The 25051-nt window shown below is 70.3% G+C and carries 27 protein-coding genes; 7 read left to right on the forward strand and 20 right to left on the reverse strand.

The window, feature by feature from the left end:
• The first annotated feature begins 102 nt into the window (after window positions 1–102).
• Complete coding sequence (locus ABTY62_RS23520) at window positions 103–1119, forward strand: AraC-like ligand-binding domain-containing protein (protein WP_502997503.1); 1017 nt, start codon at window positions 103–105, stop codon at window positions 1117–1119.
• Here ABTY62_RS23520 and ABTY62_RS23525 read toward each other — a convergent pair.
• From ABTY62_RS23525 to ABTY62_RS23535, 3 genes are all read right to left on the reverse strand, one after another.
• Entirely contained in the window at window positions 1098–2081 is a 984-nt protein-coding gene (locus tag ABTY62_RS23525) for a phage baseplate protein (protein WP_352131385.1), read from the reverse strand. The two genes, ABTY62_RS23520 and ABTY62_RS23525, sit on opposite strands and share 22 nt — an antisense overlap.
• A gap of 83 nt (window positions 2082–2164) precedes the next feature.
• Window positions 2165–2569, reverse strand: a complete 405-nt coding sequence (locus ABTY62_RS23530) for a YndA family protein (RefSeq protein WP_352131386.1) — start codon at window positions 2567–2569, stop codon at window positions 2165–2167.
• Window positions 2570–2723: 154 nt separating this feature from the next.
• The gene (locus ABTY62_RS23535) at window positions 2724–3716 is read right to left on the reverse strand and encodes an arabinan endo-1,5-alpha-L-arabinosidase (RefSeq protein ID WP_352131387.1); all 993 of its coding nucleotides are present in this window, start codon (window positions 3714–3716) and stop codon (window positions 2724–2726) included.
• 184 nt (window positions 3717–3900) lie between these two features.
• Here ABTY62_RS23535 and ABTY62_RS23540 point away from each other — a divergent pair, with 184 nt between their 5' ends.
• Window positions 3901–5316, forward strand: coding sequence for a glycoside hydrolase family 30 protein (locus tag ABTY62_RS23540; protein WP_352131388.1), 1416 nt, complete (start codon window positions 3901–3903; stop codon window positions 5314–5316).
• 74 nt (window positions 5317–5390) lie between these two features.
• Here the strand turns inward: ABTY62_RS23540 and ABTY62_RS23545 are convergent, their stop codons facing one another.
• The 7 genes from ABTY62_RS23545 to ABTY62_RS23575 form a co-directional block, all read right to left on the reverse strand.
• The gene (locus ABTY62_RS23545) at window positions 5391–6278 is read right to left on the reverse strand and encodes a carbohydrate ABC transporter permease (protein WP_352131389.1); all 888 of its coding nucleotides are present in this window, start codon (window positions 6276–6278) and stop codon (window positions 5391–5393) included.
• On the reverse strand, window positions 6275–7234 hold the full coding sequence (locus tag ABTY62_RS23550) for a carbohydrate ABC transporter permease (protein WP_352131390.1): 960 nt from the start codon (window positions 7232–7234) through the stop codon (window positions 6275–6277). The genes ABTY62_RS23545 and ABTY62_RS23550 overlap by 4 nt, the downstream gene beginning before the upstream one ends.
• The gene (locus tag ABTY62_RS23555) at window positions 7231–8577 is read right to left on the reverse strand and encodes an extracellular solute-binding protein (protein WP_352131391.1); all 1347 of its coding nucleotides are present in this window, start codon (window positions 8575–8577) and stop codon (window positions 7231–7233) included. The genes ABTY62_RS23550 and ABTY62_RS23555 overlap by 4 nt, the downstream gene beginning before the upstream one ends.
• 543 nt (window positions 8578–9120) lie before the next feature.
• Entirely contained in the window at window positions 9121–11064 is a 1944-nt protein-coding gene (locus ABTY62_RS23560) for an ABC transporter ATP-binding protein (protein WP_352131392.1), read from the reverse strand.
• Between the two features lie 71 nt (window positions 11065–11135).
• Window positions 11136–11879 (reverse strand): lasso peptide biosynthesis B2 protein, encoded by a 744-nt coding sequence (locus ABTY62_RS23565; protein ID WP_352131393.1) that lies wholly within the window; start codon window positions 11877–11879, stop codon window positions 11136–11138.
• Complete coding sequence (locus ABTY62_RS23570) at window positions 11870–13738, reverse strand: asparagine synthase-related protein (protein ID WP_352131394.1); 1869 nt, start codon at window positions 13736–13738, stop codon at window positions 11870–11872. The genes ABTY62_RS23565 and ABTY62_RS23570 overlap by 10 nt, the downstream gene beginning before the upstream one ends.
• Window positions 13739–13844: 106 nt before the next feature.
• Window positions 13845–13991, reverse strand: coding sequence for a hypothetical protein (locus ABTY62_RS23575; protein ID WP_352131395.1), 147 nt, complete (start codon window positions 13989–13991; stop codon window positions 13845–13847).
• Window positions 13992–14236: 245 nt separating this feature from the next.
• Here ABTY62_RS23575 and ABTY62_RS23580 point away from each other — a divergent pair, with 245 nt between their 5' ends.
• On the forward strand, window positions 14237–15574 hold the full coding sequence (locus tag ABTY62_RS23580) for an NsdA family TPR-like regulatory protein (RefSeq protein ID WP_352131396.1): 1338 nt from the start codon (window positions 14237–14239) through the stop codon (window positions 15572–15574).
• A 56-nt stretch (window positions 15575–15630) separates the two neighbouring features.
• On the opposite strand, the gene ABTY62_RS23585 is transcribed toward ABTY62_RS23580, so the two are convergent.
• From ABTY62_RS23585 to ABTY62_RS23595, 3 genes are all read right to left on the reverse strand, one after another.
• Entirely contained in the window at window positions 15631–15846 is a 216-nt protein-coding gene (locus ABTY62_RS23585) for a hypothetical protein (protein WP_352131397.1), read from the reverse strand.
• Window positions 15846–16166, reverse strand: coding sequence for a hypothetical protein (locus tag ABTY62_RS23590; protein ID WP_352131398.1), 321 nt, complete (start codon window positions 16164–16166; stop codon window positions 15846–15848). The genes ABTY62_RS23585 and ABTY62_RS23590 overlap by 1 nt, the downstream gene beginning before the upstream one ends.
• Window positions 16167–16533: 367 nt before the next feature.
• Complete coding sequence (locus ABTY62_RS23595) at window positions 16534–16977, reverse strand: ATP-binding protein (protein ID WP_352131399.1); 444 nt, start codon at window positions 16975–16977, stop codon at window positions 16534–16536.
• A gap of 207 nt (window positions 16978–17184) precedes the next feature.
• On the opposite strand from ABTY62_RS23595, the gene ABTY62_RS23600 reads away from it, so the two are divergent.
• Both ABTY62_RS23600 and ABTY62_RS23605 read left to right on the forward strand, forming a co-directional pair.
• The gene (locus ABTY62_RS23600) at window positions 17185–18075 is read left to right on the forward strand and encodes a helix-turn-helix domain-containing protein (protein ID WP_352131400.1); all 891 of its coding nucleotides are present in this window, start codon (window positions 17185–17187) and stop codon (window positions 18073–18075) included.
• Window positions 18072–18296, forward strand: coding sequence for a DUF397 domain-containing protein (locus ABTY62_RS23605; RefSeq protein ID WP_352131401.1), 225 nt, complete (start codon window positions 18072–18074; stop codon window positions 18294–18296). The genes ABTY62_RS23600 and ABTY62_RS23605 overlap by 4 nt, the downstream gene beginning before the upstream one ends.
• Window positions 18297–18408: 112 nt before the next feature.
• Here ABTY62_RS23605 and ABTY62_RS23610 read toward each other — a convergent pair whose 3' ends face one another.
• Window positions 18409–19437: an NADP-dependent oxidoreductase gene (locus tag ABTY62_RS23610; RefSeq protein ID WP_352131402.1), complete on the reverse strand. Its 1029-nt coding sequence runs from the start codon at window positions 19435–19437 to the stop codon at window positions 18409–18411.
• 83 nt (window positions 19438–19520) lie between these two features.
• Here ABTY62_RS23610 and ABTY62_RS23615 point away from each other — a divergent pair, with 83 nt between their 5' ends.
• Entirely contained in the window at window positions 19521–19961 is a 441-nt protein-coding gene (locus tag ABTY62_RS23615; RefSeq protein ID WP_311722698.1) for a MarR family winged helix-turn-helix transcriptional regulator, read from the forward strand.
• A 33-nt stretch (window positions 19962–19994) separates the two neighbouring features.
• Here ABTY62_RS23615 and ABTY62_RS23620 read toward each other — a convergent pair whose 3' ends face one another.
• The 3 genes from ABTY62_RS23620 to ABTY62_RS23630 form a co-directional block, all read right to left on the reverse strand.
• Window positions 19995–20783 (reverse strand): SCO2400 family protein, encoded by a 789-nt coding sequence (locus ABTY62_RS23620; protein WP_352131403.1) that lies wholly within the window; start codon window positions 20781–20783, stop codon window positions 19995–19997.
• A 141-nt stretch (window positions 20784–20924) separates the two neighbouring features.
• Entirely contained in the window at window positions 20925–21800 is an 876-nt protein-coding gene (locus ABTY62_RS23625; RefSeq protein WP_352131404.1) for an SMP-30/gluconolactonase/LRE family protein, read from the reverse strand.
• Window positions 21797–22573 carry an IclR family transcriptional regulator gene (locus ABTY62_RS23630; RefSeq protein ID WP_352131405.1) on the reverse strand — a complete coding sequence of 259 codons (777 nt, stop codon included), beginning with the start codon at window positions 22571–22573 and terminating at the stop codon, window positions 21797–21799. The genes ABTY62_RS23625 and ABTY62_RS23630 overlap by 4 nt, the downstream gene beginning before the upstream one ends.
• 160 nt (window positions 22574–22733) lie before the next feature.
• On the opposite strand from ABTY62_RS23630, the gene ABTY62_RS23635 reads away from it, so the two are divergent.
• Window positions 22734–23348: a hypothetical protein gene (locus tag ABTY62_RS23635; protein ID WP_352131406.1), complete on the forward strand. Its 615-nt coding sequence runs from the start codon at window positions 22734–22736 to the stop codon at window positions 23346–23348.
• Here ABTY62_RS23635 and ABTY62_RS23640 read toward each other — a convergent pair.
• From ABTY62_RS23640 to trxA, 3 genes are all read right to left on the reverse strand, one after another.
• Entirely contained in the window at window positions 23323–23748 is a 426-nt protein-coding gene (locus ABTY62_RS23640; protein WP_311722693.1) for an OsmC family protein, read from the reverse strand. The genes ABTY62_RS23635 and ABTY62_RS23640 overlap by 26 nt on opposite strands.
• A 189-nt stretch (window positions 23749–23937) precedes the next feature.
• Window positions 23938–24537, reverse strand: coding sequence for a histidine phosphatase family protein (locus ABTY62_RS23645; protein ID WP_352131407.1), 600 nt, complete (start codon window positions 24535–24537; stop codon window positions 23938–23940).
• Window positions 24530–24940: a thioredoxin gene (gene trxA, locus ABTY62_RS23650; protein WP_352131408.1), complete on the reverse strand. Its 411-nt coding sequence runs from the start codon at window positions 24938–24940 to the stop codon at window positions 24530–24532. Before trxA ends, ABTY62_RS23645 begins: the two co-directional genes overlap by 8 nt.
• Window positions 24941–25051: the final 111 nt, after the last annotated feature.

Raw genomic sequence — 25051 nt, forward strand, 5'->3', positions numbered from 1 at the left:
TCGGCAAACGACCCCGTGGCCGGTTCCGCTCACACCTCCCCCTTGTTCCGTTTGCCAGTCTTTTACCCTTGGCATCCGGATCTCGTGTCTGTGGGGGAAACGATGATCGAGACGGTGTTCCGGACCGATACCGTGCCGACGGCTGACCGGTTCGAGTTATGGCGTGAAGTCCTGACCAGGACCAAGGCGGCGGCGCCCGCGGAGATCACCAGCGACCACACCGACGACTACTGGGCGGAGATGCGCCTGATGCGGCTCGGCGCCGCCGACGTATGGCCCACGGGCATGCGGCCCATGGGCATGCTGCGGACGCCCGGACACATCCGGCAGTGCGATCCGGAGGTCTACCACCTCAGCTATGTACTCCAGGGCACCAAGAGGGTCGTCCAGGACCGCCGGGAGGGCGTGCTCGGCGCCCAGGAGATGCACATCGTCGACTCCTCGCGGCCGTACGAGGTGCATGTGCTGGCCCCGGGGCGCGCCCGTGCGGTGGCGCTGGAGATCCCCAAGCGGCTCCTGCCGCTGCCCCTGGACCGGGTCGACCGGCTGGTCACCCGGACGTTGTCGGCACGGGAGGGCGTGGGCGCCCTGCTCGCCGGGTTCCTCATCCGCCTCGCCGAGGACAGCGGCTCCTACGGGCCGTCCGACGGCCCCCGCCTGGAGGCGGTCCTGATCGATCTGGTGTCGGCGGTGCTGGCCCACCAACTCGACCTCGACGCCGCGCTGCCGCCGGAGACCCGGCAGCGGGCCCTGTCGCTGGGCGTCCAGGCCTTCATCCGGCAGCACCTGGGCGATCCCGAGCTGACTCCGGGAGCCGTCGCCGCCGCGCATCACATCTCGGTCAGTTATCTGCACCGGCTCTTCCGCGCCCAGGGCACCACGGTCTCCGCGTCGATCCGCCACCAGCGCCTGGAGCGCGCCCGCCGCGAGCTGGCCGACCCGGCGCGGCGCGCCGTCCCCATCCATCGCATCGCGGCCCGCTGGGGGTTCCCCCACCACGCGGCCTTCACCCGCGCCTTCCGCGCGGTCTACAGGCTCGCGCCCAGCGACTACCGTGACGGGACGCTGGGCGCGAGCCCGGCCCATGGGGGACCGGCTCAGACGAGCACGTTCTTGTAGAAGAGGTTGCTACGACGGTCGCCCGCCTCGCCGGAGGCGAAGCCGAGGAACAGCCGGACCTCCCCCGCGGCCGTCCGGTACACCCCCATCCCCTCGGGCTCCCGGTAGGTGAGCGTCGAGCCCGCCCCGGTGAAGGCTCGCTGGGTGAGCGCGCCGGTGTTGACGTTGACGCTGGAGGTGTAGGCGTTGCCGGGGGACGGGTTGGTGTCGCTGTAGGCGGTGCCGGTCAGTTGGTAGACGTAGCTTCCGTAGAGCGTGTAGCCCTGGAAGGTGGCGGAGTCGCTGGGCTGGGCGAAGTCCGCGAGGCGGTTGCTGTAGTTGCCGGCCGCGACCTCGTTCACGTTGAAGATCGCGTACCGCCTGCTGCCCGCGGTGTTGAGATAGCGGATCGCCATCCGGCTGTTCACCGGGTCGATCGCGCAGGTGGTCTCCGTCGCGTCGGAGACGGGCGAGTGCTTGGTCAGGGCGGAGGAGGTGTTGGAGAGGGTCGTCCCGCTGCTCCAGCGGAAGCGGGCCAGCCGTTTGCCGCGGGCGCCGCTGTTGACGTCCACTTCGGTCCACAGATAGGTGCTGGTGCCCACGGGCTGCGCGGCGATGGACACGGCGTGCCCGAATCCGAGCAGATACATATAGCCGAGCTCATTGCCGGAGAAGTCCAGCTGGGTGATGCACAGGTCGCCGCTGCTGTCCGCGGAGCCGTCTTTGAGCTGGGCCACGAACAGGCGCCGGTTGACGTTGTCGAAGCAGAACGACTGCTGGACTCTCGCGTCGTGCAGGCGTGCGTGGCGGAACAGGTCGTACGAGGGCTCGGTCAGGTCGAAGCGCGAGGACGTCGGTACGGCGGTCGGGGCGGCCTCGCTCGCGGTGGCCACCTTGGCCCCCAGGCCGAGCGCGGCGCCCGCCGCGGCACCGCCGCCGAGTTTCAGTAACCGGCGTCTGTTCCAGGTGCGGTCTTGCGACATGAAGTGCTCTGCTTTCTGTCGGGTGTTGGCCGTGGCGCCCCCGCCCTCGCGTTCACGAGGGCGGGGGCGCGACGGGCGGTAGCTCAGTCGTAGTAGTCGACCTTGTAGGCCCGTCCGTCGTCGGTGCGCAGGAAGAGCTCGGCCTTGTTGTTGTCACCGTCGACATACGCGTCGATGCCGTCCCAGGTCTCACAACCGCCTTCGACCTGGTAGCGCTTGCCGCCGATCGGATCGTCGGCGTTGGACGGGTCGTACTCGTACAGCTGGTACCACTTGCTGCCGGCATCGCTGAAGACGCAGGCCTGGAAGCTCCCGCCACCCGACTCGACCGGCTCGCTGACGTAGATGCCGGAGTTCCAGTAGGCGAAGCCGGAGGTTCCGATGTGCTGCCACCCGGGGGCGGCGGAGGCCGTGGACGGGGCCAGGAAGGGAACCGCCAGGGCGGCCAGGGCGGCTCCCGTGAGACCCACGCGTCTGCGCATGTTCATGATGTCCGTCTCCTTTGCTCGGTCACCTCTTCAGGGTGCCGAGGTGAGCGGCGGACGTCGTTGACCATGAGTGGACCGGCCTTGATGTTCCGTCTCCAGATTTGCCGTCGATACACCCCCCGTTGTCGTCACGTTCATGCCAACCTGGGACGTATCAGTACGCGGTCGGCCAGCCTCCGCTCCAGTTCAGGAGGTTGACGCCGAGCTTGGGCGTGCCGTTGTCCTGGCCGTCGTAGTAGTGGTAGACGAGCAGATCGCCGTCGACATCGCTCATGACGGACTGCCCGCCGGGGCCGATGTAGCGGCCGTGGGACTCCAGGACCACCGAGCCGCCGTTGTTCATCAGGTTGACCCCGTTCTTGTCGAGGTACGGCCCGGTGGGGCTGGTGGCGCGGCCGACCTTGATCTTGTACGTGGAGCTGGTGCCCGCGCAGCAGGTGTCGTACGAGGCGAACAGGTAGTAGTAGCCGTTGCGCTTGACGACCGTGGGGCCCTCGACCGCCTTGGTGCCGGTGGGCCGGGAGGCGATGCTGTAGACGGTCTTGTCGCCCGCGTACTGCTTGCCCGAGGACGGGTCGATCCGGATCATCTTCAGCCCCGACCACCAGGATCCGAAGGACAGCCACCACTTGCCGTCGCCGTCGACGAAGAGGTTGGGGTCGATGGCGTTGTAGTTGCTGCTGCCGGTGGTGGAGTGCACGATGCCGTAGTCGGTCCAGGTGCCCGCCTTGCCGCTGGACGAGGTGGCGAACCCGATCGCGGAGTTGCTGGACCCGAAGGACGAGACGGCGTAGTACATCAGGTACTTGCCGCCCTGGTGCGAGATGTCGGGCGCCCAGGGGTCATTGCTCGAGGAGTAGTTCTTCCACCACGACGGCGGGGAGTTGAAGGCGTTCCCCGAGCGGCTGAAGGCGATCCGGTCGGTGGAGGTACGGGCCTCGAGGCCGCCGTGGGTGGAGTACAGCAGGTAGGTGCCGTCGCTCGCGCGGATCATGGTGGGGTCGTGCACGACGATGTCGCCCGTCACCAGGCCCGGGTTGGGGTAGGCGGAGGCGCTGGTCGGCAGCAGGGCGAGGGTCGCGGCGGCCGCCAGGACGGCGATGCGCCGGCCGCCTGTGCGCGCATACGCGAACATGGCATGGATCATTCGGCTCTCCTTCGGAATGTTTTCGGTGCCCCTCCGAAACACATGGCCGTACATGGCGCGATCGGTGGCCTCAACACCTCCCTCGTCCCGGGGGATTGACTAGCCCCTCAGCCGCCTCTACTTTCCCCCGGACGTTTCGGTGACCTTCCGGAAGTTTTTCGGAGGCAGAGGAAGGGACGCTCTCGTGACCAAGCTGATGCGCGCCGCCGTGACGGGCGCGCTGGCCGTCGCCCTCCTGGGCACGGCGGCGACCGTACCGGAGGCCCATGCCGGTGACGGCCCCGCGGCGGGGGCCTCGGGCCGGGTGGACTTCGGCCAACGCCTCCAGCCCATCGACGGCTTCGGCTTCTCGCAGGCCTTCCAGCGCGCCGACATCATGCACGGCGCGCGCGGGCTGACCCCCGAACACCAGCGGGAGGTGCTCGACCTGCTGCTGGACCGGAAGTCCGGGGCCGGTCTGAGCATTCTGCGGCTGGGCATCGGCTCGTCCTCGGACGAGGTGTACGACCACATGAAGTCGATCCAGCCGACCGACCCGGGCGGCCCCGAGGCCACCCCGCGCTATGAGTGGGACGGCGACGACGGCGGCCAGGTGTGGCTGGCGAAGGAGGCGAAGGCGTACGGCGTGAAGCGCTTCTACGCCGACGCCTGGAGCGCGCCCGGCTATATGAAGACCAACGGCACGGATGCCAACGGCGGGACGCTCAAGCCCGAGTGGCGGCGGCCTTACGCCGACTACCTCGTCCAGTACGCGAAGTTCTACCGCCAGGAGGGCGTCCGGATCACCGACCTCGGCTTCACCAACGAGCCGGACCTCGCCACGTCGTACGCCTCCATGCAGTTCACGCCCGAGCAGGCGGTCGAGACGGTCAAGGCGCTCGGGCCGACCGTGCGGCGCGCCGGGCTCAACCTGGTGTGCTGCGACGCCGCCGGATGGGACCAGCAGGCGGAGTTGACCGCGGCGATCGAGGCGGATCCGCGGGCCGCGGCGTATGTCGGGGTGCACACCGGCCACCCGTACGTCACCCCCTCCGACCAGCCGCTGCCGACCGACCGCCGGACCTGGATGTCCGAGTGGAGCCCGAACGGCGCCACCTGGAACGAGGCCTGGGACGACGGCTCCGGCTACGACGGGCTGGCCGTCGCGGAGGCCATCCACACCACGCTCGCGGACGCCCGCGCCAGCGCGTATGTGTACTGGTTCGGCGCGTCGATCGGGGCGACGCGTGGGCTGATCCAGCTGGACGGGGCGGACTACCACGTCTCCAAGCGGCTGTGGGCCCTGGCCGCGTACAGCAGGTTCATCCGGCCCGGGGCGGTGCGGGTGGCCGCGTCGTCCGGGGCGGAGGGCGTCAAGGTCACGGCGTTCCGGAACCGGGACGGGGCGCGGGTGCTGGAGATCCTCAACACGGGGACGGACGCGGTGCGGGCGGACTACGCGCTGACGGGCGGCGGTGCGGGCGGCTCCGCGCGCGGCTCGGTGTACCGCACGGACGAGACGCACTCGCTGAGCCGGGTCGGGTCGGCGGCCGTCCGCGACGGCAGGCTGGGCGTCGAGCTTCCGGCGCGGTCCCTGACCACGGTGGTGCTGGGGAGCTGAGCGTCGCCGGTGGGTCCGGTCCGCCCGGCGGTCTGCCGGGCCGGGCGGACCGGACCCACCCCGTGGGGGGACACTCACTGGCCCGCCAGGCCCGTGTGGGCCACGCCGCGGACGATCTGGCGCTGGAAGAGGGTGAAGACCACCAGCAGCGGCAGGCCCGCGATCACGACCGAGGCCATCATCTGGGCGTACCGCAGCCCGTACGAGGACTGGACGTTGACCAGCCCCACCGGCAGCGTCATCCCGTTCGGGTCGGTGGTGACCAGGAACGGCCACAGGAAGTTGTTCCACGTCGAGATGAAGGTGAAGATCGCCACGGCCGCGAGCACCGGCCGGGACAGCGGCATCACGATGGTCCAGAAGACCCGCCACCGCCCCGCCCCGTCCACGAACGCCGCCTCCTCCAGCTCGCGCGGCACCCCGTCGAAGAACTTCACCAGGATGAAGACCATCGCGGGCACGGCGACCTGCGGCAGGATCACGCCCCAGTAGGTGTCGACGAGCCCCATGGAGACCATCTCCGCGAACAGCGGGGCGATCAGCACCTGCGGCGGCACCATGATCCCGGCCAGCACAAGACCGTAGAGCACCTTGCGGCCGCGGAACTCGGTCCGCGAGAAGCCGTACGCGGCCATGGCGCACAGCACCACGGTCAGCACGGTCGTCATCACCGAGATATAGGCGGAGTTGAACATCCACTGCGCGATGTCGCCGGACTTCCACACCTCGCGGTACGCGTCGAAGGTGATCGTCGAGCCGATCCACTTCAGCGGGGTCGTGGTGGTCTCCCCCTCCGGCTTGAGGGAGGTGGCCACCGCCCACGCCAGCGGCAGCAGCCACACCACCACCAGCCCGAGCGCGACCAGCAGCATGGCGAGCCGCCCCGGTGCCCAGCGGACCCTGCGCTCCGCGCCGTCCTTCAGACCAGCTGTCTCCACTGTCTCCACTGTCTCCGCGCTCATGACCGCGCACCCTCCTCACTCGAGCGGCGGGTCAGCCGCAGTTGGACCAGGGAGACGATCACGATCAGGGCGAAGAAGAGATACGAGACGGCGGAGGCATAGCCGATGCGGTAGCCGGTGAAGCCGGTCTGGTAGACGTACTGGAGGATCGGGCGGGTGGATTCGTCCGGGCCGCCGGCGGTCATGATGTAGACCTGATCGAAGATCTTCAGCGAGGCCAGGATCTGGAGCACCAGCACGACGCCCGTGGTGCGCCGAAGCAACGGCAGGGTGATGTGGCGCAGCCGGGCCCAGGCGCCCGCGCCGTCCAGCTCCGCCGCCTCGTAGAGATGCTGCGGAATGGCCTGGAGCGCGGCGAGGTACAGCAGGAAGTTGAAGCCGACGGTCCACCAGACGGTCGTCAGGACGATGGACAGCATGGCGTAGCGCTCGTCGGTGAGCCAGCCGATCCCCGGGTGCAGACCGAGGGAGGCCAGCGCCTGGTCGGCGAAGCCGAAGTCGGACGGGAAGATCACCCACATGAAGAGCAGCCCGACCACCCCGGACGGCAGCAGGAAGGGCGCGAACCAGCTCAGCCGCCACAGCCACTGGACCACGCGCAGATGGTGCGCGAGCAGCGCCATGCCCAGGCCGACGAGGACGAGGGGGACGGTGGACAGGACGGTGAACCAGACCGTGTTCCACAGCGAGGACCACACATCGGGGTCCTGGAGGGCCTCGGCGTAGTTGTCGAAGCCGATGAAGTGGCTGTCGGTGCCGGTGATGTTGTCGTCGCCGAGGCTCATCTTGACGCCGTAGAGCAGCGGCCACAGGAGGAAGAGGGCGTAGACGAGGAGGAAGGGCCCGACGAAGACCAGCCCGTGCTCGGTCCAGTGACGGCGCACGGTCCTGGGCGGGGTGATGGCCGTGCTCTCGGAGGAGCGGGGCGGGGGCGCGGTGACGGTCGGCGCGCTCATTTCGCACCTCCGAAGGGGTTGGGGGTGTCGAGGAGCTCGCGCAGCCGGGCCTTGGCCTCGTTCAGCGCGTTCCGGGGCGAACGGGAGCCGGTGAACACCCCGGAGAAGGCCGAGCCGAGCTCGATCCACATGAGGGAGGCGGAGCCGGCGAACCAGGCGGGCTCGTCGAGCGCGACGTCGTTGACGACCGAGCGGTATTCGGACTGCGGCTGGAGCTTCAGATACGCGGGGTTCTCCAGCGTCGGCAGATAGGCCGGCACATGTCCGCCCTTGGCCCACTCGACGGTGTGCTTCAGCATCCAGGCCACGAACTCATGGGCCGCTTCGTTGGTCTCGCCGCCCCGGTCGGTCTGGTGGGGCAGGACGAAGGAGTGGCAGTCGGCCTGGGCGGTGGGGCGGCCGAAGAGGGCCGGCACGCGGGTCATGGAGAACGGCAGCTTGGTGGTGCGGAAGGAGCTGATCTCCCACTCGCCGTTGAGGTAGAAGGCGGTCTTGCCGCCGTTGAAGACGCCGACGGAGCCCGGGTAGTCGACCCGCCGGGGGCACAGTCCCTCGTCGGCGAGCATGGCCATGTACTCCAGCACCTTGAGCGCTTTCGCGTCGTCGAGGGCGAGGCGGCGGCCGTCGGCGGACAGGACCTTCCCGCCGGTCTGGGAGTAGAAGGTGGAGAACACCCGCCAGGGGCCGATGACATCGCCGCCGATGGTCTCGGTGACCAGCCCCGGCGCTCCGGTGGCCTTCTTGGCGGCGCGCAGGGCGGCGGTGAACTCCTCGGCGCCGTGGATGGGCCTGAGCTTGCCGTCGCCGCCGAGCAGCCCGGCCTTCTCGCACACCTCGGTGTTGTAGAAGAGCACCATGGGGTGGGTGTCGAGCGGGATGGCGTACTGCTTGCCCCCGACCGCGCCGCGCTTCCAGATGTCCTCGGGGAAGTCGGCGGCGGTCACGCCGTGGTCGGCGAGCAGGTCGAGGTCGAAGGCGTCGAGGAGGCGGCCGGGCGCGAAGCCCGCGAGCCGGGCCAGGTGCAGCGCCGCGACCTCGGGCGCGCGGCCGCCCGCGCCCGCCATGCCGAGCTTGGTGTAGTACGGCGAGCCCCACTGGAGCGTGGCGGCCTCCAGGCCGATCGCGGGATGGGCCGCGCGGTAGGCGTCCAGCATCGCGTTCATGTTGACGCCGTCGCCGCCGCCGAAGAGGTGCCAGTAGCGCAGCCGGGTCTTGCCCGCGCAGCCCGGTGAGCATGCTGCGGGCGCGGCGCAGCCGGTGGCGCCCGCGCCCATGGCCCCGGCGGCGGCGAGCGCGCCGAGCCCGGAGAGCACGCCGCGGCGGCTCGGGGAGGATCGTTGCATTGCGGCTCATTCCTGCTGCCCAGGCAGCGCTGTTCGCTATTTCGAATGCCGCTCGTAACTTCGGACGGGAACATAAGCCGCTGAGGAGTGCACGTCAACGCTTTGAACACGACTCGCCTCACCTCTTGACCCACTCCGGAGCAAGCGCTTACCGTCCGGGCCGATGCGCTTACCGGAATGCCAGACGTGTGCCGGTATACCGAACGACGATCAGGTCAATTTCGGGCGAGCGAGGTGGGTAACGGATGTTCGATCTGGGAGATCTGACGGTCCGGTACCCGCGCGACGGGGCGACGGACGGCGCGGACGAGTCGGCGTCGGTGCGGCTCCCGGACGAGAGCGTCGGGGACTGCGGGACCGGCGGGGAGTGGGCGCTGGACGCCTCGCTCCTCGCCGGCCGGGGACCGGCTAGGCGGCAGCATCCTTTCGGCGGAGCGGAACGGATGCCAGGAACTTCACGTGCGGTCAGGGTGCGGGGAGCCAGTCGCGAGGACACGGCCGTGTTCGATCTGCGCCGGGCCGACTGTGAGCTTGAAGCCGTGGTCAGGCCGGGCTGCTGGCATAGGTGTCGGCCTGGGCTCGCCACATGGCCGCGTACGTCCCCCCGTCGCGGTCGACCAGAGAGTCGTGGGTGCCTTCCTCACTGATCTCCCCGCCGTCCAGGACGATGATCCGGTCGGCGGAGCGGGTGGCGCCGAGCCGGTGGCTGATCAGGATGACCGTCCGGCCCTCGCTGAGCGCTTGAATGCGCTGGTAAACGGCTTCCTCGGCGAGGGGGTCGAGGGCAGAGGTGGGTTCGTCGCAGATCAGGATGGGGGAGTTGCGGTAGAAGGCGCGGGCGGCAGCGATGCGCTGCCACTGGCCGCCGGAGAGGTCGCGCCCGCCCCACCAGGAAGGGGCGAGGTTGGTGTCCAGGCCGTCGGGCAGGGAGTCAAGGACGATGTCCGCGCCGGAGGCCACCGCGGCGGCGGTGATGCTGTGTTCGTCCTGGTGGCCCTGGCCGAGGGTGATGTTCTCCCGGGCGGTGACCGGCCAGCGGCTGAAGTCCTGCGGCAGCATCGCCAGACGTCGCCAGAGTTGTTCGGGGTCGGTACGGGAGATGTCGGTGCCGTCCCAGGTGACCGTTCCCTCGGTGGGGGTGTAGAGGCCGGCCAGGAGCTTGGCGAGGGTGGACTTGCCCGAGCCGTTCGCGCCAACGATGGCCAGGACTTCGCCGCGGCGGACGCGGACACTGATGTTCCGCAAGGCAGCCAGTTCGCTGCCAGGGTAGTGGAAAGTGACGCTGCGGGCCTCGATCACCTTCGGCTCGGCGGGCACGGGCTCGGGCTGGTCGGGGAGGTGGGTGCGGGCGGTGGTGTCGGTGAGGAAGGCGTCCCAATCACCGAGGTAGAGGCCGGTCTTGTAAGTGGTGTTGGCGCCCTGGACGAGGCCGATCAACAGGCGCCCGCTGGTCTGGACGCCGATGAACGCGGTGCCGGCGGCGGCTGGGGGGATATGGCCGTTCGCGGTGAGCCACAGCAGCGTGGCGTACACCGCACCAGTGGCGGTGCCGGCGACGGCGTCGCCGAGGAGCTGGTAATGGGCAGTGGTGCGACCCATGATCGCAGCGGCGTCCTCCAAGCGGGCGGCGACGGTACGGAACCGGCCCAGCAGCCACACCCGCAGCGTGTAGGCCCGGACCTCCAGCGCGTTCTCCCGGCTGGACGTCTCGAAGATCACGGAGTGCCGCAGGCGTCTGTCGGCAAGGGTGTGCCGGTCGGCGAAGTACGTGGCGCGGGCGGCGCGCACAGCGGCCCAGCCGCGGGGGATCGCGGCAAGCAGCAACAGCGGCAGCAGCACGGGGTGCAGTTGCGCGAGGACGCCTGCGGCAGCGGCGATCGACAGCAGTGCAGTGGTAACGGTGGTCAGCGCCTCCACCAACAAATGTGCGTCCTTCGCGGCCCGGGAAGCCGCTTCGGACTGGTCGGACCACGCCGAATCGTCGTACGCGGCCAGCGGCACCTTCGTAGTGGCCTCCAGGTAGCGGGTCTCAGCGATGCCGTCCACACGCGGGCCAATACGTGCGGTGGTGGCGACGGTGAGCGCCGCGACGATTGAGCGGGCGCAGGCGGCGAGAGTAACGGCGATCAGCGCGGGCAGCGCCTCGCGTACCCGCACACCGGTCGGCCCGGCCGCGAGCAGCGGCGTGAGCGCGCTCGTGGTGGCGTACAGGCCGAGCGCGGTGACGGCCCCGGATACGAACTGGAGCAGGCAGGTCAGCAGCACGGCGCGCGGAGCCGCCTGCCAGGCTAGTCGGATGGCGATGCCGGACAGGCGGGGCAGGCGGCGGGCGATGGTCCACCAGGAGGCTTCGAGCGCGTCGTCGTGCCGCTCGCCGCTGACGGTGTACCGGGGGATGATCACGCCCTCGGGCCGGCGGCGGGCGCGGCGCTTTTGCAGCTTGTCGACCGGGGCGGGAGGGGTCTCGGGGGCTGTAGAGGTCGTCACGCCTGCGCCAACGACTCCCCCGAATGGGTGTCACGGTCTGCCGTCCTGGTGGAGGGTGGCGAATGAGTTTCCTATTTTTGGCCGCCGACATAGCGGATGCGCAGCGCGGGGGCATAGGGCCATACCCGGTCGTCTGAGTCCTGGCCGATCACCTGGCCGTGCGTTTCGTTCCAGGCGTGCGCGCCGGCCGGAGCGGTCCGGGCGCCGATCACCCACGCCACGCCCCAGCCGCGCAGTGCGGCGGCGAAGTAGCAGGCGAGGGACTCCTCCAGGCAGGCCGCGCGACCGGGCCAGGCGCGAGCGGTGCGGCGCACGGCCGCGAACAACCGGTCGGCACGCTCGGGGTCGGCCGGGCGCAGCGGCAGGCGGGCCACAGTGCGGGCGGCGGCGATGCTGGCCCGGATGGGTGTGCAGCGCAGCAGGAGCAGGGCGGCGGCCAGCGCCAGGGCGGCGGCGGCGCGATCGGCCGCACCCAACAGTATGTCGACGGGGAGTGCGGGGCGGATCTGCATGTCCTCGTGCTTGGGTGCTGGGGCAACCTGGCTGTCGAGGAGGCCGAGCTCGCGTAACTGGGCGACGAGGGCGGCCAGATCGGCGCGGACCACGGCCGGGTCGGCGCCCTCGCCGGTGAACGTGGCGGTCAGTTCCTCTGTGGCCTGTTCGGGCGCGGTGCCCTCAACGACGCGGTGCCACAGCAAGGCGGCGGTGGCGTTGAGGTGCTGCCACCGGCCCCGGCCGGCGCGGACGTCCATCACCGCCGCGCCGCCGCCAGGCAGCCGGGCGGTGTAGAGCCAGGGAGTCCCGGTCAGGGGCACGGGATGCTCCCTTCGGGTGCGGGCTGCCACCACGCGGCGTGCGCCGCTGTGGCGGCGAGGCGGGCGAGCCACAGTTCGGCGACGATCAGGGCGTGCAGTGCGCCCAGCGGGGCGGACGCCCCGGCGATGCCGGACTCCAGGTCGGCGGCGGCCTGGCGAGCATCCAGCAGTCCGGACGCGGCGAGCTGCGAACCGGCGATGACGCGCCGCAGCGCGGGGGCATTGGCGGCCAGCCCGTCGAACACGCTCGTGGTGAACAAGGTCTTCGTCTGCCGGGTCAGCAGCCAGTCCGGTACCAGGTGGGCCAGCGCGATCCGCGCGAGCGGCTTGTAGACCCCCGGCCGGGTCCGCTCGAAGGGCGGGATCGCCAGGCAGGCAGCGGTGACCGTCGTGTCCAGGAACGGGGCGTGGATCGGGACACCCCACAGCTGGCGGGCGATGGCGTCGAACGTGGCGTGCTCGCCGGCCATCCATTCCAGATCGAGCCGGTCGTGCAGCGCGCCCGGTGCGGTATGCCCGGCAGCGCGCGGCACGCGGGAGGTGACCAGATCCGCCACGGCGCGGCGGCCTGCCGGGGTCAGCCAGCGGGCGGCGGCCGTGGCCGAGCACCACGCCAGCGCGTCAACCGGGGCAGGGCGCCAGACGGCCGGGAACGGCTCGGCGAGCCGGTCGGCCAGGCGCTGAAGCGCGCAGGGGTAGGAGGTGGCCGCCGTGGCGGCGAGCTGCCGCCAGGCCCGCCACGGCTCGATCCGGGAGACACGCGCGAAGCCGCTCGCGCGCCGGAACGCCTCAAGGCGGCGGCCGGCGAGGAAGGCGACCACCCGGTGACTGCTGGCGGCCCCGAGGACGTTGTCCCCGCCGCGCCCCGTCAGGTGCGCACCGGAGCCGTAGTCCGCGACCGCGACCAGCCGAGCGGAGAGCATGGACAGCACACCGAGCGACATCGACGGCAGGTCGGTGGCCGGAAGGACGTCGGGGTCCTCCAGGCCGTCGAAATGCTTCACCTCGACGTCGCGGGCGTCGATGACCCGGTGGGTGATGCCGCCGATCTCCGCCGCGATGCGGCGGGCGTAGAGGAGATCGTCGTGCTCGGCCATCCGGGCGTCGGTGTAGGTGATCGCCAACGTCGGCCGCTCGCGCACCGCGAGGCAGGTGACCGAGCTACTGTCCACCCCGCCGGACAGGTCGGTCGTCACTCGCTCGGTGGCTTGCGCCCGTCGGGTGACCGCCTCCGTGAGCGCTTCCCGCAGCCGACGCGCGCCCTCACCGAGCGACAGCGCGGTCGGCCCGGCCGGGAGGGGAACCACGTCCGGTGCGGCGGGGCCCCGGAGCACCAACGCGTTGCCCGGCGGTACCCGGCGCACGCCCTCGAAGTGCGCGGTCTCCAAGCGATAGTCCACACCGGCGAGAGTCAAATCCGCCAGCAGCCAGGCCAGATCGGGCGTGGCGCCGGCCAGCGTGGCCAGCGGAGTGGCCGCCGTCGCCCACCACACGCCGCGGTCGTGCGCCAGCCAGTACAGCGGGACAACACCGGCCCCATCGCCGAACACCCGTGTCTCGTTGCCTGTGCACAGCAGAGTGAGGTGGGAGCCGGGCAGAGACAGCGCGGGCTCCAAGTCGCCCCGGCAACCGGCGGCGAGTGCCGCGCTGCGTTCCGCCGTAGTGGCCAGGCAGTGCCCAGCCGTCATCAGCCACACCCCCTTCTCTCCCGGCGATTCGGTGACGGCGCGCTCCCCTGCGGCGTGGCCCACGGTCCACACCCGGCCATGGGGCAGGGCGAGGAGTTCGGTTCCGCCGCGCGGCGCGAGGGCCGGCGGCGTGGTGCTGGTGGCGGATCTCCCGATGACGAAGCGGTTCATCCTGGCCTCCCTGCCGAATGTCCTGCGGAGAATGGGTGCGCCCGGGGCGGCCAGCCGTCGTCATGGCCGCCCCGGGCGCCGACCTCAGCTCCTGGTCAGCGCCGGGTTACTTGGCGTTCCAGTACTGGGTGTCGTCGGCCGGGTCGTGCTGCTTGTTGCCGAGCGTGGCGCCAGTGACGGTGCCGAACTCGGTCACAACGGCCGGGATGTAGCCGGTGACCGCGAGGATCGGAACATACGTCTCGTCATCCATCGGATTGCCTCCCATTCAGGGGTTCCGCAGCCCACCTTCGGTTCCCCGGCGTCCGGCCGGGGAGGTGCTGCGGCGGCTGTGGCATCACGGTCCCCGACGTCCCGCATTCAATGGAAGCCGTTCGGCGGGTGCGGTACGGGTGCGGCCATGAGCACCCCAAGAGCACCCCGGCGGCGGTATTCCAGCGGGCCCAGCCGCCCGCTACCGTCAACATGTTCGGCCCCGACGCCGAAGCCGGAGGGCTGATGACGCACCTGTTAGTACGAGCCCGTGCCGTGCGCGGCTGGAAGGCCCCCGAACTTGCCCGACGCTTACGAGAATTGGGCGCCAAACGCGGCACCCCCGTTGGCACCCGCAAGGACGGCGTCTACCGCTGGGAAGCCAGCCGGCGACCCGACGAACCCACCCAGCGCCTCATCGCCGAGCTGCTGAACATCCCCCAGATCGCGGTGGATCCACGCCGTTGGCCCCATTGGCTGGCCTTGGATCCGCTCCAGCAGCCCACCCGCTACAGCTGGGACGCATCCGGCGCCATCCAGGCGCTCGCCGAGGTGTCCGGGAGGGACATCACCATGGACCGCAGAGACTTCAGCCTGCTGACCGGCGCCACCCTGACCGCCTCACTGTGGGCATGGCTGACCGCCGACCCCGCCGCAGCCGGCCAGATCGCCCAAGCCCGCCGCCTGGGCGAAACGGCAGTCGCCCGCATCGAGGAACGTGTGCGCCAGTTGCGGCACGCCGATGACATCGACGGTGGTGGCCAGCTCCTGACCGAGACTGCCGCCAGCCTCGAACTCGTCGTCCGCCTGCTGAAGGACCGCAGCTACACCAACGCCCATGGCGCCCGCCTGCTCGCTGCCGCGGCCGACCTCGCCCGGATGCACGCCTGGGCCATCTTCGACGTTCATGACACCTGCGCCGACGGCATCTTCAATGCCGCTCTGCGCTCCGCCCACGCCTCTGCGGACACCGTGCTCGGCAGCCACATCCTCGCGTTCTGGTCCATCGCCGCCCACAATGCCGACCGCCCGGCCGACGCCGAAGCCATGACCAACGCCGCCCTCTCCGCCGCGCGGGGACGCACCACGCCCCGCGTTGAGGCCATGCTGTACTCCCGCCGGGCCCGCGCCCGCGCCCACCAGAGCAACCCCGTCGCGTTCGCCGACCTCGACCAGGCCGCCGCTCTCCTGGACATCGCAGGTCACGCCCCGGGCGAGGACCCCGAATGGGTCGCCTGGTTCGACCGGAGCGAACTGCTCGGCACCATCGCCTCCACCCACCTGGACATGAACCAGCCGAACCGGGCAGAGGAGACGTTCATCGAGGCCGCAGCCCTGTTCCCCGCCGAGCGGGTGCGCACCCACACGCTGTTCCTCGTCCGGCGGGCCGATGCCCAATGGCGCCAGAACGATCTCGAACGCGCCTGCGCCACCGCCCACCAGGCACTCGACATCACAGAGGAGATCAGCTCCCATCGCGCTGCTGGCCCTCTGCGCGCGCTGGCCGTCAGCATGGGTGAGCGGACGGAAATCCCAGCCGTACGGGACTTCCGCGAGCGCGTCGCCACTACCCTGGCCACATAGCGCGTACGGCCCTCATGTCCTGCCCCGGGAACGAAACGTAGGGGCGGACTGCGGTTTCAGGACTGCTTGAAGCGATCGGGGTTGTTGTGGTCGCGGTGGCTGGGGCACTGGCACGGCGGCCACGCCTGCCCCAACGAGTAAGCGTCGCTGCTCCCCCCTGCGAGCACGGCCACGAGCGCGCGCCGCGCGATGACGACACCATCGGGCGCCATGGTGTAGACGCGCATCGTCATCTTCGGCCGCTCGCCCCGGTCCGGCTGGTTGGCGGCCATCAGCAGCCTCTCTCTGCCTCGACCGGCGCGAGGAGCTGGAGGAGGCTACGCAGGCTCCGCTTCACCGCGCCCAGATGGTAGGCCAGTTCCTCCGGGGCGGCGTCGGCCAAGTCGAGGTCTTCAGCCCCTGCGAGGGTCTGCCCGGCGACAATGATGACTGCCTGCTCAAGACCGTCGCGGGTGGGCTTTTCAGCCGCGATACACGCGGGACACAGGCCCGAACGCGGCTCGGCGGGATGGTGGCGCCCGAAGTCGCCGGGGGTAGCACACAGAACGCACCCGGGAGACGGGACGGGCGTGGTGCGGTCATCGGTGGTCACCGGATCACCGCCATCCCGTGCGACGCACACACCTGCCCCACCCGCGGGCAGGTCTCGCGGCGCTGTTCGTGGGCCACTGCATAGGGCCGCACCCCGCAGACCCCGTGGCCGCCCGGTGGCCTGGAGATCGGGCAGAACTGGACGGTGGAGCCGTTCCCGCGTTCCGCCGTCATGGGCCGCGCGGACGCGCCGGGTCCCCACGCCGGACGCGACGTCGTCGGCGCATGCTGGTGCTGTGCTGCGAGCACTGCGGGGCAACCAGCAGCTGAGTCGGCCGCACGGTGACGACCGGATGGCGGCAATAACAGTTGCAGCAACCGCTCCACGAGTCGGGTGATGGTCTTCTTCACACGTGAGGTGGGGGCGTTCATACGGACCACCTCGCCAGCTCCGCGAGCACCGGCAGCGCCCGCCCGGAGGGAAGCGTCAGCGTGGCGCAGACATCCTTTCCGGTCTCCGTAGGCACCGCCTTCCACTCGTCGGCGAGTGCATCGACGAGGAACATGCCTCGTCCGGTCAACGACGTCCAGTCCGGACGCTTGACGACAGGCATGCGCGGCGACCGATCACTGACCGTAATGCGCAGCAGTCCGGGAGACCTCTGGAGGAGCAGCACCGCCCGCCCACCCGCGTGTCTGTGCACGTTGGTCAGAAGCTCGGTCGCGATCTCCAAGGTGTCCTCGATCAGCTCCTGGAGACCCCATAACCGCAGGTGGGCCCGCACGATGCGGCGAACGCCGGGCAACTCGCTCGGTTTGACCACGAGGGACAACCGGAACTCGCGCAATCCATCGTTGACGTGAGACATCATCAACACCTTTCTCGGCCAACTGCCTCTCGTTGTCCGGACGTTCCGGCGCAGGTGGACCGGGTCAGCCTCAGCGATGTGCTCTCATGGTTGCTCACGAGCAATATTTCTCGCAAGCTTTCTCACTAGAAAGAGTGTCGATGAGCAAGATTGGCATATGCCAGAGACGATGCGGCCCGGTACGCTGCGTGGTCGAGGGAGGCAGACAACATGACTGACGCTCAGCCAAATGTGCATCGACGCCGCCTCGGTCTGGCGCTCAAGGCTCTACGCAAGGCTGTGACACGCCCGGACAAGGAGGATGGCACACTCAATCTGGCCGAGGCGGCCGAGATGATCGGCCTGCCAGGCCAGTCTGCGCTGAGCAAAATCGAGAATGGCAAGCAGCGTGTCCCGCTGAGCACCCTCCCGAGCTACTTCGAGGCATACGGGGTCGAAGACGACGCGGTAAAGGCCGAGCTTCGGGCGCTCGCCACCCTGGCGTCGTCAGGGAAACGGTCGAACCTGTTCAACCAATACCGGGGTTCGATCCGCGATCCTTTCGCCGAATACCTTCACCTGGAGGAGCTGGCACGCAGGAGCGAAACGTACACGCTGATCGTGCCCGGCTTCCTTCAACACAAGCGGTACGCGGAAGCCATCGTCCGGCGTAGCCGTAAATGGCAAACCGACCGCGAGATCCAGAGTTTCGTAAACCTGCGGATAGATCGGCAGCAGGCGCTGAGAAGGAAGGATCCACTCCAACTCTGGTGCATCCTCGATGAGGCAGCTCTGCACAGGAAGGTGGGCGGGCCGGAGGTGATGAAGGTACAGCTTCAGCACCTGCTGGATGTGTCAAACAAACATCCCAACGTCACCATTCAAATCCTGCCGTTCGATGCTGGCGCCCACGCAGGCATCGACGGCGCGTTCACTCTGCTGCACTTCCCCGCAGGGCCACCGGTCGTAGTGGTTGAGCCGATGACAACAGCCCTCTATCTGGAGGACGACAGCCACATCGGACGCTATGAAACCAGCATCGACCATTTGCAGTCCGAAGCGATGGACTCCGAAGCCAGCCGTCAGTTCATCATCGATACGATCAAGGAACACTACGCATGAATAAGCAGGTCGACCTCGCCAACGCCGCGTGGATAAAGAGCGAGTACAGCAACGGCGGCGACAATTGCCTGGAGGTCGCGTTCATCGGTGGTGTCGTGGCCATCCGGGACTCCAACGATGCTGATGACCCGAGCATCCGCCCGACCATCGTCTCCGAGAAGGACTATCGGCTTTTCACCCGGAGTGTTCAGGAGGGGCAGAACAACCTTCTGCTCCCCTGACGCACTCTGCGAACGATGCCAAGGCCCCCGGCTTTTGCTGGGGGCCTCAACTGTGGACGGGCCGTGCATGGTGCGGACAGGGACCGCCCGGGAACCCTGGCGGCCGGTGGGGTCAGTTGGTCAGGGAGACGATCATCTTGCCGGTGTTCTCACCGCGCAGCATGCCCAGAAACGCATCCACCGCGCTGTCGACGCCCTTGACCACCGTCTCCCGGTAGTGCAGCTTGCCCTCGCGCAGCCAGCCGCCGACCTCCTCGACGAACTGCTGCTGAAGGTGCTGGTGGTCGTTCACGAGCATGCCCTGGATGCGCAGCCGCTTGCCGATGACGAGGGCGAGGTTGCGCGGCGCGGCGGGCGGCTCGGGCGCGTTGTACTGGGCGATCATGCCGCAGACGGTGACGCGCCCGTGCACGTTGAGGCGGCCGATCGCGGCCTCCAGGTGCTCGCCGCCGACGTTGTCGAAGTAGACGTCGATGCCGTCGGGCGCGGCCTCCTTCAGCTGCTCGGCGACCGGGCCCTTCTTGTAGTTGAACGCCGCGTCGAAGCCGTACTCCTCGGTCAGCAGCCTCACCTTGTCGTCGGAGCCCGCGCTGCCGATGACCCGCGAGGCGCCCTTGAGCTTGGCGATCTGGCCGACCTGGCTGCCGACCGCGCCGGCCGCGCCGGAGACGAAGACCGCGTCGCCCTCCTTGAAGGAGGCGACCTCGATCAGGCCCGCGTACGCGGTGAGGCCGGTCATGCCGAGGACGCCGAGGTAGGCGGAGAGGGGGGCCGCGGCGGGGTCCACCTTGACCGCGTGCTTGGCGTCCACCCGCGCGTACTCGCGCCAGCCGCCGAAGTGCAGGACGTGGTCGCCGACGGCGATGCCGTCCGCGGCGGAGGCGATGACCTGGCCCACGGCGCCGCCGTCCATCGGATGGTCGAGCTTGTACGGCGGGGCGTAGGACTTCACGTCGTTCATCCGGCCGCGCATGTAGGGGTCCACCGACATGTACAGGTTGCGGACCAGCACCTGGCCGGGGCCCGGCTCGGTGACGGGGGTCTCGCGCAGCGCGAAGTCCTCGGGCTTCGGCCACCCCTGGGGGCGGGCGACGAGGTGCCACTCGCGGCCGGTGGCGGGAATCTCTGACGTGGCGGGCATGGGTCCTCCAAGTGTTTCAGGTGATGAAACAATCATGTGACTGAATATTTTATGATGTCAAATAAGTGGGTACCCTGGTGCCCATGACCTCCAGTAACGAACCTCCTGATCCGCTGACGCTCGAAGTCGTCGAACTCATCGGCACCATCGTCGCTCGCTATCACGAGGAATACGAACAGGCCGCCGCGAAGCACTCCCTCACCGGCGCGCAGGCCCGGGTGCTCGGGCTGCTGTCCCGCGGCCCGACGCCCATGCGGCACATAGCGCAGCAGCTGAAGTGCGAGCCGTCGAACATCACGGGGATCATCGACCGGCTGGAGGCCCGCGGCCTCGCCGAGCGCCGCCTGGACCCGGCCGACCGCCGCGTCAAGCTGGCCGCCGCGACGAACCGGGGCAGAGAGACCGCCGACCGGCTGCGCGGATCACTCGACTTCGCGCGCGCGCCGCTGGCCGGGCTGTCGAAGGAGGAGCGCACGGTGCTGCGCGACCTGCTCACGCGGATGGTCGGGACAGCCCCGGCCTGATCCCCGGCCCGGCCGCTCCCGGCCCGGCCCTTCTTACGTGCACCACCACAGAAAGCGGTCACAGGTGTCCGAGGGCGAGGGCGTGGGCTGGGTCGGCACGGAGGTGGTGGTGCCGGGGTCGGACGGCGTGGTCGGGGACTGGGTGGTCCCGCCTCCCCCGCCCGCTCCCCCACCGTCCGTGGTCGGGGCCGTGGCGGAGGGGTCGTCCGGTCCGTCGGTGGACGAGGGGTCGTCGGCGCTGGGCGACGAGCTGTCCTTGGCCTTCTTCTTGGCCTTGTCCTCGCCCGACGCGCCGTCCTCGCTCCGGTTCTCGTCCGCGCTCGGGCCATCCGTCCCCGCGGATGGCCCCGCGCCCGGCGCTCCGCTCTCGCGCACCCTCGGCCCGCTGGAGTCCCCCTCGCCCGGGCCGCGCTCCGCCTCCGACTTGTCGGGGCTTGACGTGGTCGAGGGCTCATGGAAGATGCCGCCCTCCGTGGCGATCTCCGCCACGAACAGCGCGGCCAGGATGGGGCCGAGCACCGACGCCATGATCGTCACCCGGCGCCCCCGGCCGCGGCGCGCCCGGCCGCCGACGATGCCGCGGGGCTTCGGCTTCCGGCGGGAGGCCTTGCGCCGGTCGGCCCGGGTCGAGGCCGCCACGGGCTCCGGGGCGGGCTCGACCTCCGCGCCCTCGTCACCGTCCCTGCCGCAGTCCACGGCGGCGGCCTCCGCGGCGGCCTCGGCGGCGGGATACGCGTACTCCTCGGCTCCGGCGTATGCGCCACAACCGGGGCAGGACACAGCGCCGTTGAGGTGGCGGCGGCAGGAAGGGCAGTAATCCATTTCGCCGGGCAGGTTATGTGCCCGGCGGGTAGCGGAGGAACCGCGGATTGTGAGAATCCTGTGCAAGGATCGATTTCGCGCCGGGCATGGGCCGCTTGGCCGAAATTGTCCGCCCCCGGCGGGCCGAGCCCCGGCGCCTCGTCAGCCCTCGAACGCCGGTTGCGCCAGCCCCTGCCCCGCCCCCGCCAGCACCAGGACCGACCCGGCCAGCGGCTGGTCGGCGGGGCCGAGCCCGACCCGGGCCGAGGTGACGTACAGATCGGTCAGGCCGGAGCCGCCGAAGGCGCACGCGGTCGGTCGGCGCACCGGCAGCTCGACCACCCGGTCGAGGGTGCCGTCCGGGGTGTAGCGGCGGATCGCGCCGCCGTCCCACAGCGCGACCCACACACAGCCTTCGGCGTCCACGCACAGCCCGTCGGGGAAGCCCGCGCCGTCCTCGATCCGCGCGAAGGAGCGGCGGCCGGTGACCTCCGCGCCCGCCACGTCGAAGACGTCGATCCGGCAGGTCGGGGTGTCGGCGTAGTACATGAGGCGGCCGTCCGGGCTCCAGCCGGTGCCGTTGCTGACCGTGACGTCCGGCAGGATCTCCGCGACGGAGCCGTCCGGCGCGATACGGGACAGCGTGCCGCCGCCCGTCGCCTCGTCGTAGCGCATGGTGCCCGCCCACAGCGAGCCGTCCGGCGCCACGGCCGCGTCATTGCCCCGGCGGCCGGGGACCACCTCGTGGACCAGCCAGGAGAATGCGCCGTCGGCCCCGTACAGGCCGATGCCGTCGCGCAGGTTGACGGCCAGGCCGCCGCCCGCCCGGGGCTTGGCGGCGCCGACGTGCTGCTCGGTGGCCAGGACCGTGCGCAGACCGGTGGCCGGGTCGTAGGTGTGCACCCGGGACGAGAGGATGTCGACCCAGATCAGCCGCTGCGCCGCGGCGTCCCAGGTCGGGCCCTCGCCCAGCTCGGCCATCGCCCGCACGGCGACGTCGAGCCCATCACTGGTGCCGGTGCCGTTCGTTCCGCTCATGCTCCGCGCCTCCGGTGTCCGAGTCGGGCCGACAGCTCGCCGGCGCCCTTGGCCGCCAGCTCCGCCAGCTCCTCCTGCCGCTCCTCGCTCCACCGGATCATCGGCACGGAGATCGACAGCGCCGCCACGACCTGGCCCGTCGAGTCCCGTACCGGCGCCGCCACACAGCTCACATCCGGGTTGGACTCGCGCTGCTCGACCGCGATGCCGCGCTCGCGGATGACGGCGAGATGGCGGCGCAGCTCCTCCGGGGAGGTGATGCTGTTGTCCGTCATCGCGATCAGCGGCGCGTCCTCCGGGATCCGGGCCGCCAGGGCCTCCTCCGAGAGGGAGGCGAGCAGCATCTTGCCCACCGAGGTGCAGTGGGCGGGCAGCCGGCGGCCGGCGGCGGAGACCATGCGGACGGCGTGGGTGGAGTCGACCTTGGCGATGTAGATGACGTCCGCGCCTTCGAGGATGGCGACATGGACGGTCTCGTCGCAGGTCTCGGCGACGCTGCGGGCCACCTGCCGGCCCTCGGCGGCCAGGTCCAGCTGCTCGGCGTAACGGCTGCCCAGCTGGTACGGGCGCACCCCGAGCCGGTAGCGGCCGGGCTGGTCGGGGACTTGCACCAGGTAGGAGCGGGCGGCCAAGGTGGTCACCAGCTCATGGACCGTGGTGCGGGGCAGCCCGAGCTTACGGGTGATCTCGGGCGCGGAAAGCGTGCCGTCCCCGTCGAGGAAGAGCTCGAGTATGTCCAGAGCCCGGGTTACCGCGGGCACCAGGCGTCCCATATCGCTCGCCCACCCCTCCTGGTCCAGATGACACCATTCGTTCGAGATTACGGCCAGCGGCCGGTATCGCGAACATAGATTACGCAGGGGTGACTTCTCGAGGCAATGGCCAGGGATTGGTACCCCTGGGTAACGACCTGGAGTGCGTCACGATGGCGCCATGAACTCCGCGCTCGACCCCTCCGCCGACTCCTTCCCCACGCCTTTCCCCTTCGTTCTGGTGCTGCTGCGGAGAATGGCCGACTACCACCCGGATCTGGTCGAGGACGCGCTGCGGGAGCTGGGCTTCAGCCGCGCCGTGATGCGCGAGGCCAACCGCCGCTGGCAGGCCATGCGGCGCGCTCCGCGGCGCCGGTCGGCGGTGGCCCACTACCGCTCGGTGCTCGGCGCGCCCGAGGCCCAGGCCGCCCGCCGGATCGGCGATCTGACCTGCGAGGCGCTGAGCTGGCCGGTGCCGCTGTGGCCGGATCTGCGGTTCGAGGTGCTGACCGCCCCGAACGGCGGGGTGTGGAACGAGTGGCTGGTGCGCGCGCCCGGCGCGGCCGGTCCCCCGCTGCGTACGGTGGCGGACCTGGCGCCCTGGTCCTGCACGGTGGACGAGGTGGCGGGGGCCTTCGCGCCCGCCCGGCCGATGGAGGGCTCGGCGCCCACCCGCTGGCGGCTGGCGTTCACCGCCCCGGACGAAAAAGGTGAACTCCACCACTGTGTGGCGGAGTTCACCTGGGGGTTGCTCCAGCGTGTCGACGCCGTCAGGACAGCTTCGCCGTCAGGGTGATCGTCGTACCGGTGAGCGCCTGGCTCACCGGGCAGTTCTTCTTGGCCTCCTCGGCCGCCGCGACGAACGTGTCCTCGTCCACGCCCTCCACCGTGCCCTCCACGGTGAGGTGGATGCCGGTGATGCCGGTGCCCGGCTGGAAGGTGACATCGGCCTGCGTGGTCAGCTGCGTCGGCGGGGTGCCGGCCTGGGTGAGGCCGTGCGACAGCGCCATCGAGAAGCAGCTGGAGTGCGCGGCCGCGATCAGCTCCTCCGGGCTGGTCTTGCCGTTCGCCTGCTCGGCGCGGGACGGCCAGGAGACGGGCTGTTCGCCGATCCCGGAGGAGTCGAAGGTCACCGCCCCCTTGCCCTCGACCAGATTGCCGTGCCAGACGGTGTGCGCGGTGCGCGTCGTAGCCATGCTTCCTGCCTTCTGTGAGCCTCTGTCGCCGACTTCTACCGACTTCTACCGGGTTCTATCGACTTCCGCGAGCCTGCTGTGGATCACCCGAGTGAATCACCTGGACGAGTGACCCGCCGGTGGTGATCACCCTGCCGGTGGTGATCACCCTGCCGGTGCTGATCCCTGCCGGTGGTGATCACCCTGAGCCTACGACCCGGAGCCCACGTTCCACGCGACAAGAGCCGGGCGGCCGTGCTCGGTTCCGATCCGGCTGACGGTCGCCGTGTCGAGGCGGAAGAGCGCGCCCGCGGCCGGCGGCAGCCCGAGGCGGCGCGCGGTGAGGACGCGCAGGACATGCCCGTGGGCGACGAGAACCACATCGCCGCGGTCGGCGCGCAGCTCGGGCTCCACGGTGGCGAGCACCCGGTCGACGCGGGCGCCGATCTGCTCGGGCGACTCGCCCGGGTGCTCGGCCCCGCCCGGGGCGACGCCGTCGGTCCACAGGGTCCAGTCGGGCCGGGTGCGGTGGATCTCGTCGGTGGTGATGCCCTCGTAGCCGCCGTAGTCCCACTCGTGCAGATCCGGCTCGATCCGCGCCCCCTCGATGCCCGCCAGCCGGGCCGTGTGCACGGCCCGGCTCAACGGACTCACCAGAGCGAGCGCGACCTTGCGGTCGGCGAGCAGCGGGCGCAGCGAGCGGGCCTGCTCCTCGCCGCGCGCGGTGAGCGGCTGATCGGTCCAGCTGGTGTGCTTGCCCGTCCGGCTCCACTCGGTCTCGCCGTGCCGGATCAGCACCAGCTCACCCATGGCTGCCCGGCGTCCCCGCCTCGCCCGCCGCCGCCTTGGCCTTCGCCTGCTCCTCGGCGATGGAGGCGCGGACGGTGTCCATGTCCAGGCCGCGGGCCTGGCCGATGATGTCCTCCAGGGCGGCCTCGGGGAGGGCGCCGGGCTGGGCGAAGACGGCGATGTTCTCGCGCACGATCATCAGGGTCGGGATGGACTGGATGTCGAACGCGGCGGCCAGCTCCGGCTGCGCCTCGGTGTCCACCTTCGCGAAGACCACGTCCTGGTGCGTCTCCGAGGCCCGGTCGTAGACGGGCGCGAACATCCGGCACGGTCCGCACCAGGAGGCCCAGAAGTCGATCAGGACGAAGTCGTTCCCCGAGACGATCTCGTCGAAGTTGTCCTTGGTGAGTTCAACGGTGCTCATGCCTGCGTTACCTGCTTCCGTGCTGTCGGCAGTGGCCGTGCCCGCGTCAACCAGACCACCCCGAACGGTATTCCTGTCCGGGCCGCGCCGCAGGTCAGGGGGCACACCGGC

Source organism: Streptomyces sp. NPDC097640 (assembly GCF_040302705.1).
Lineage (GTDB): Bacteria > Actinomycetota > Actinomycetes > Streptomycetales > Streptomycetaceae > Streptomyces.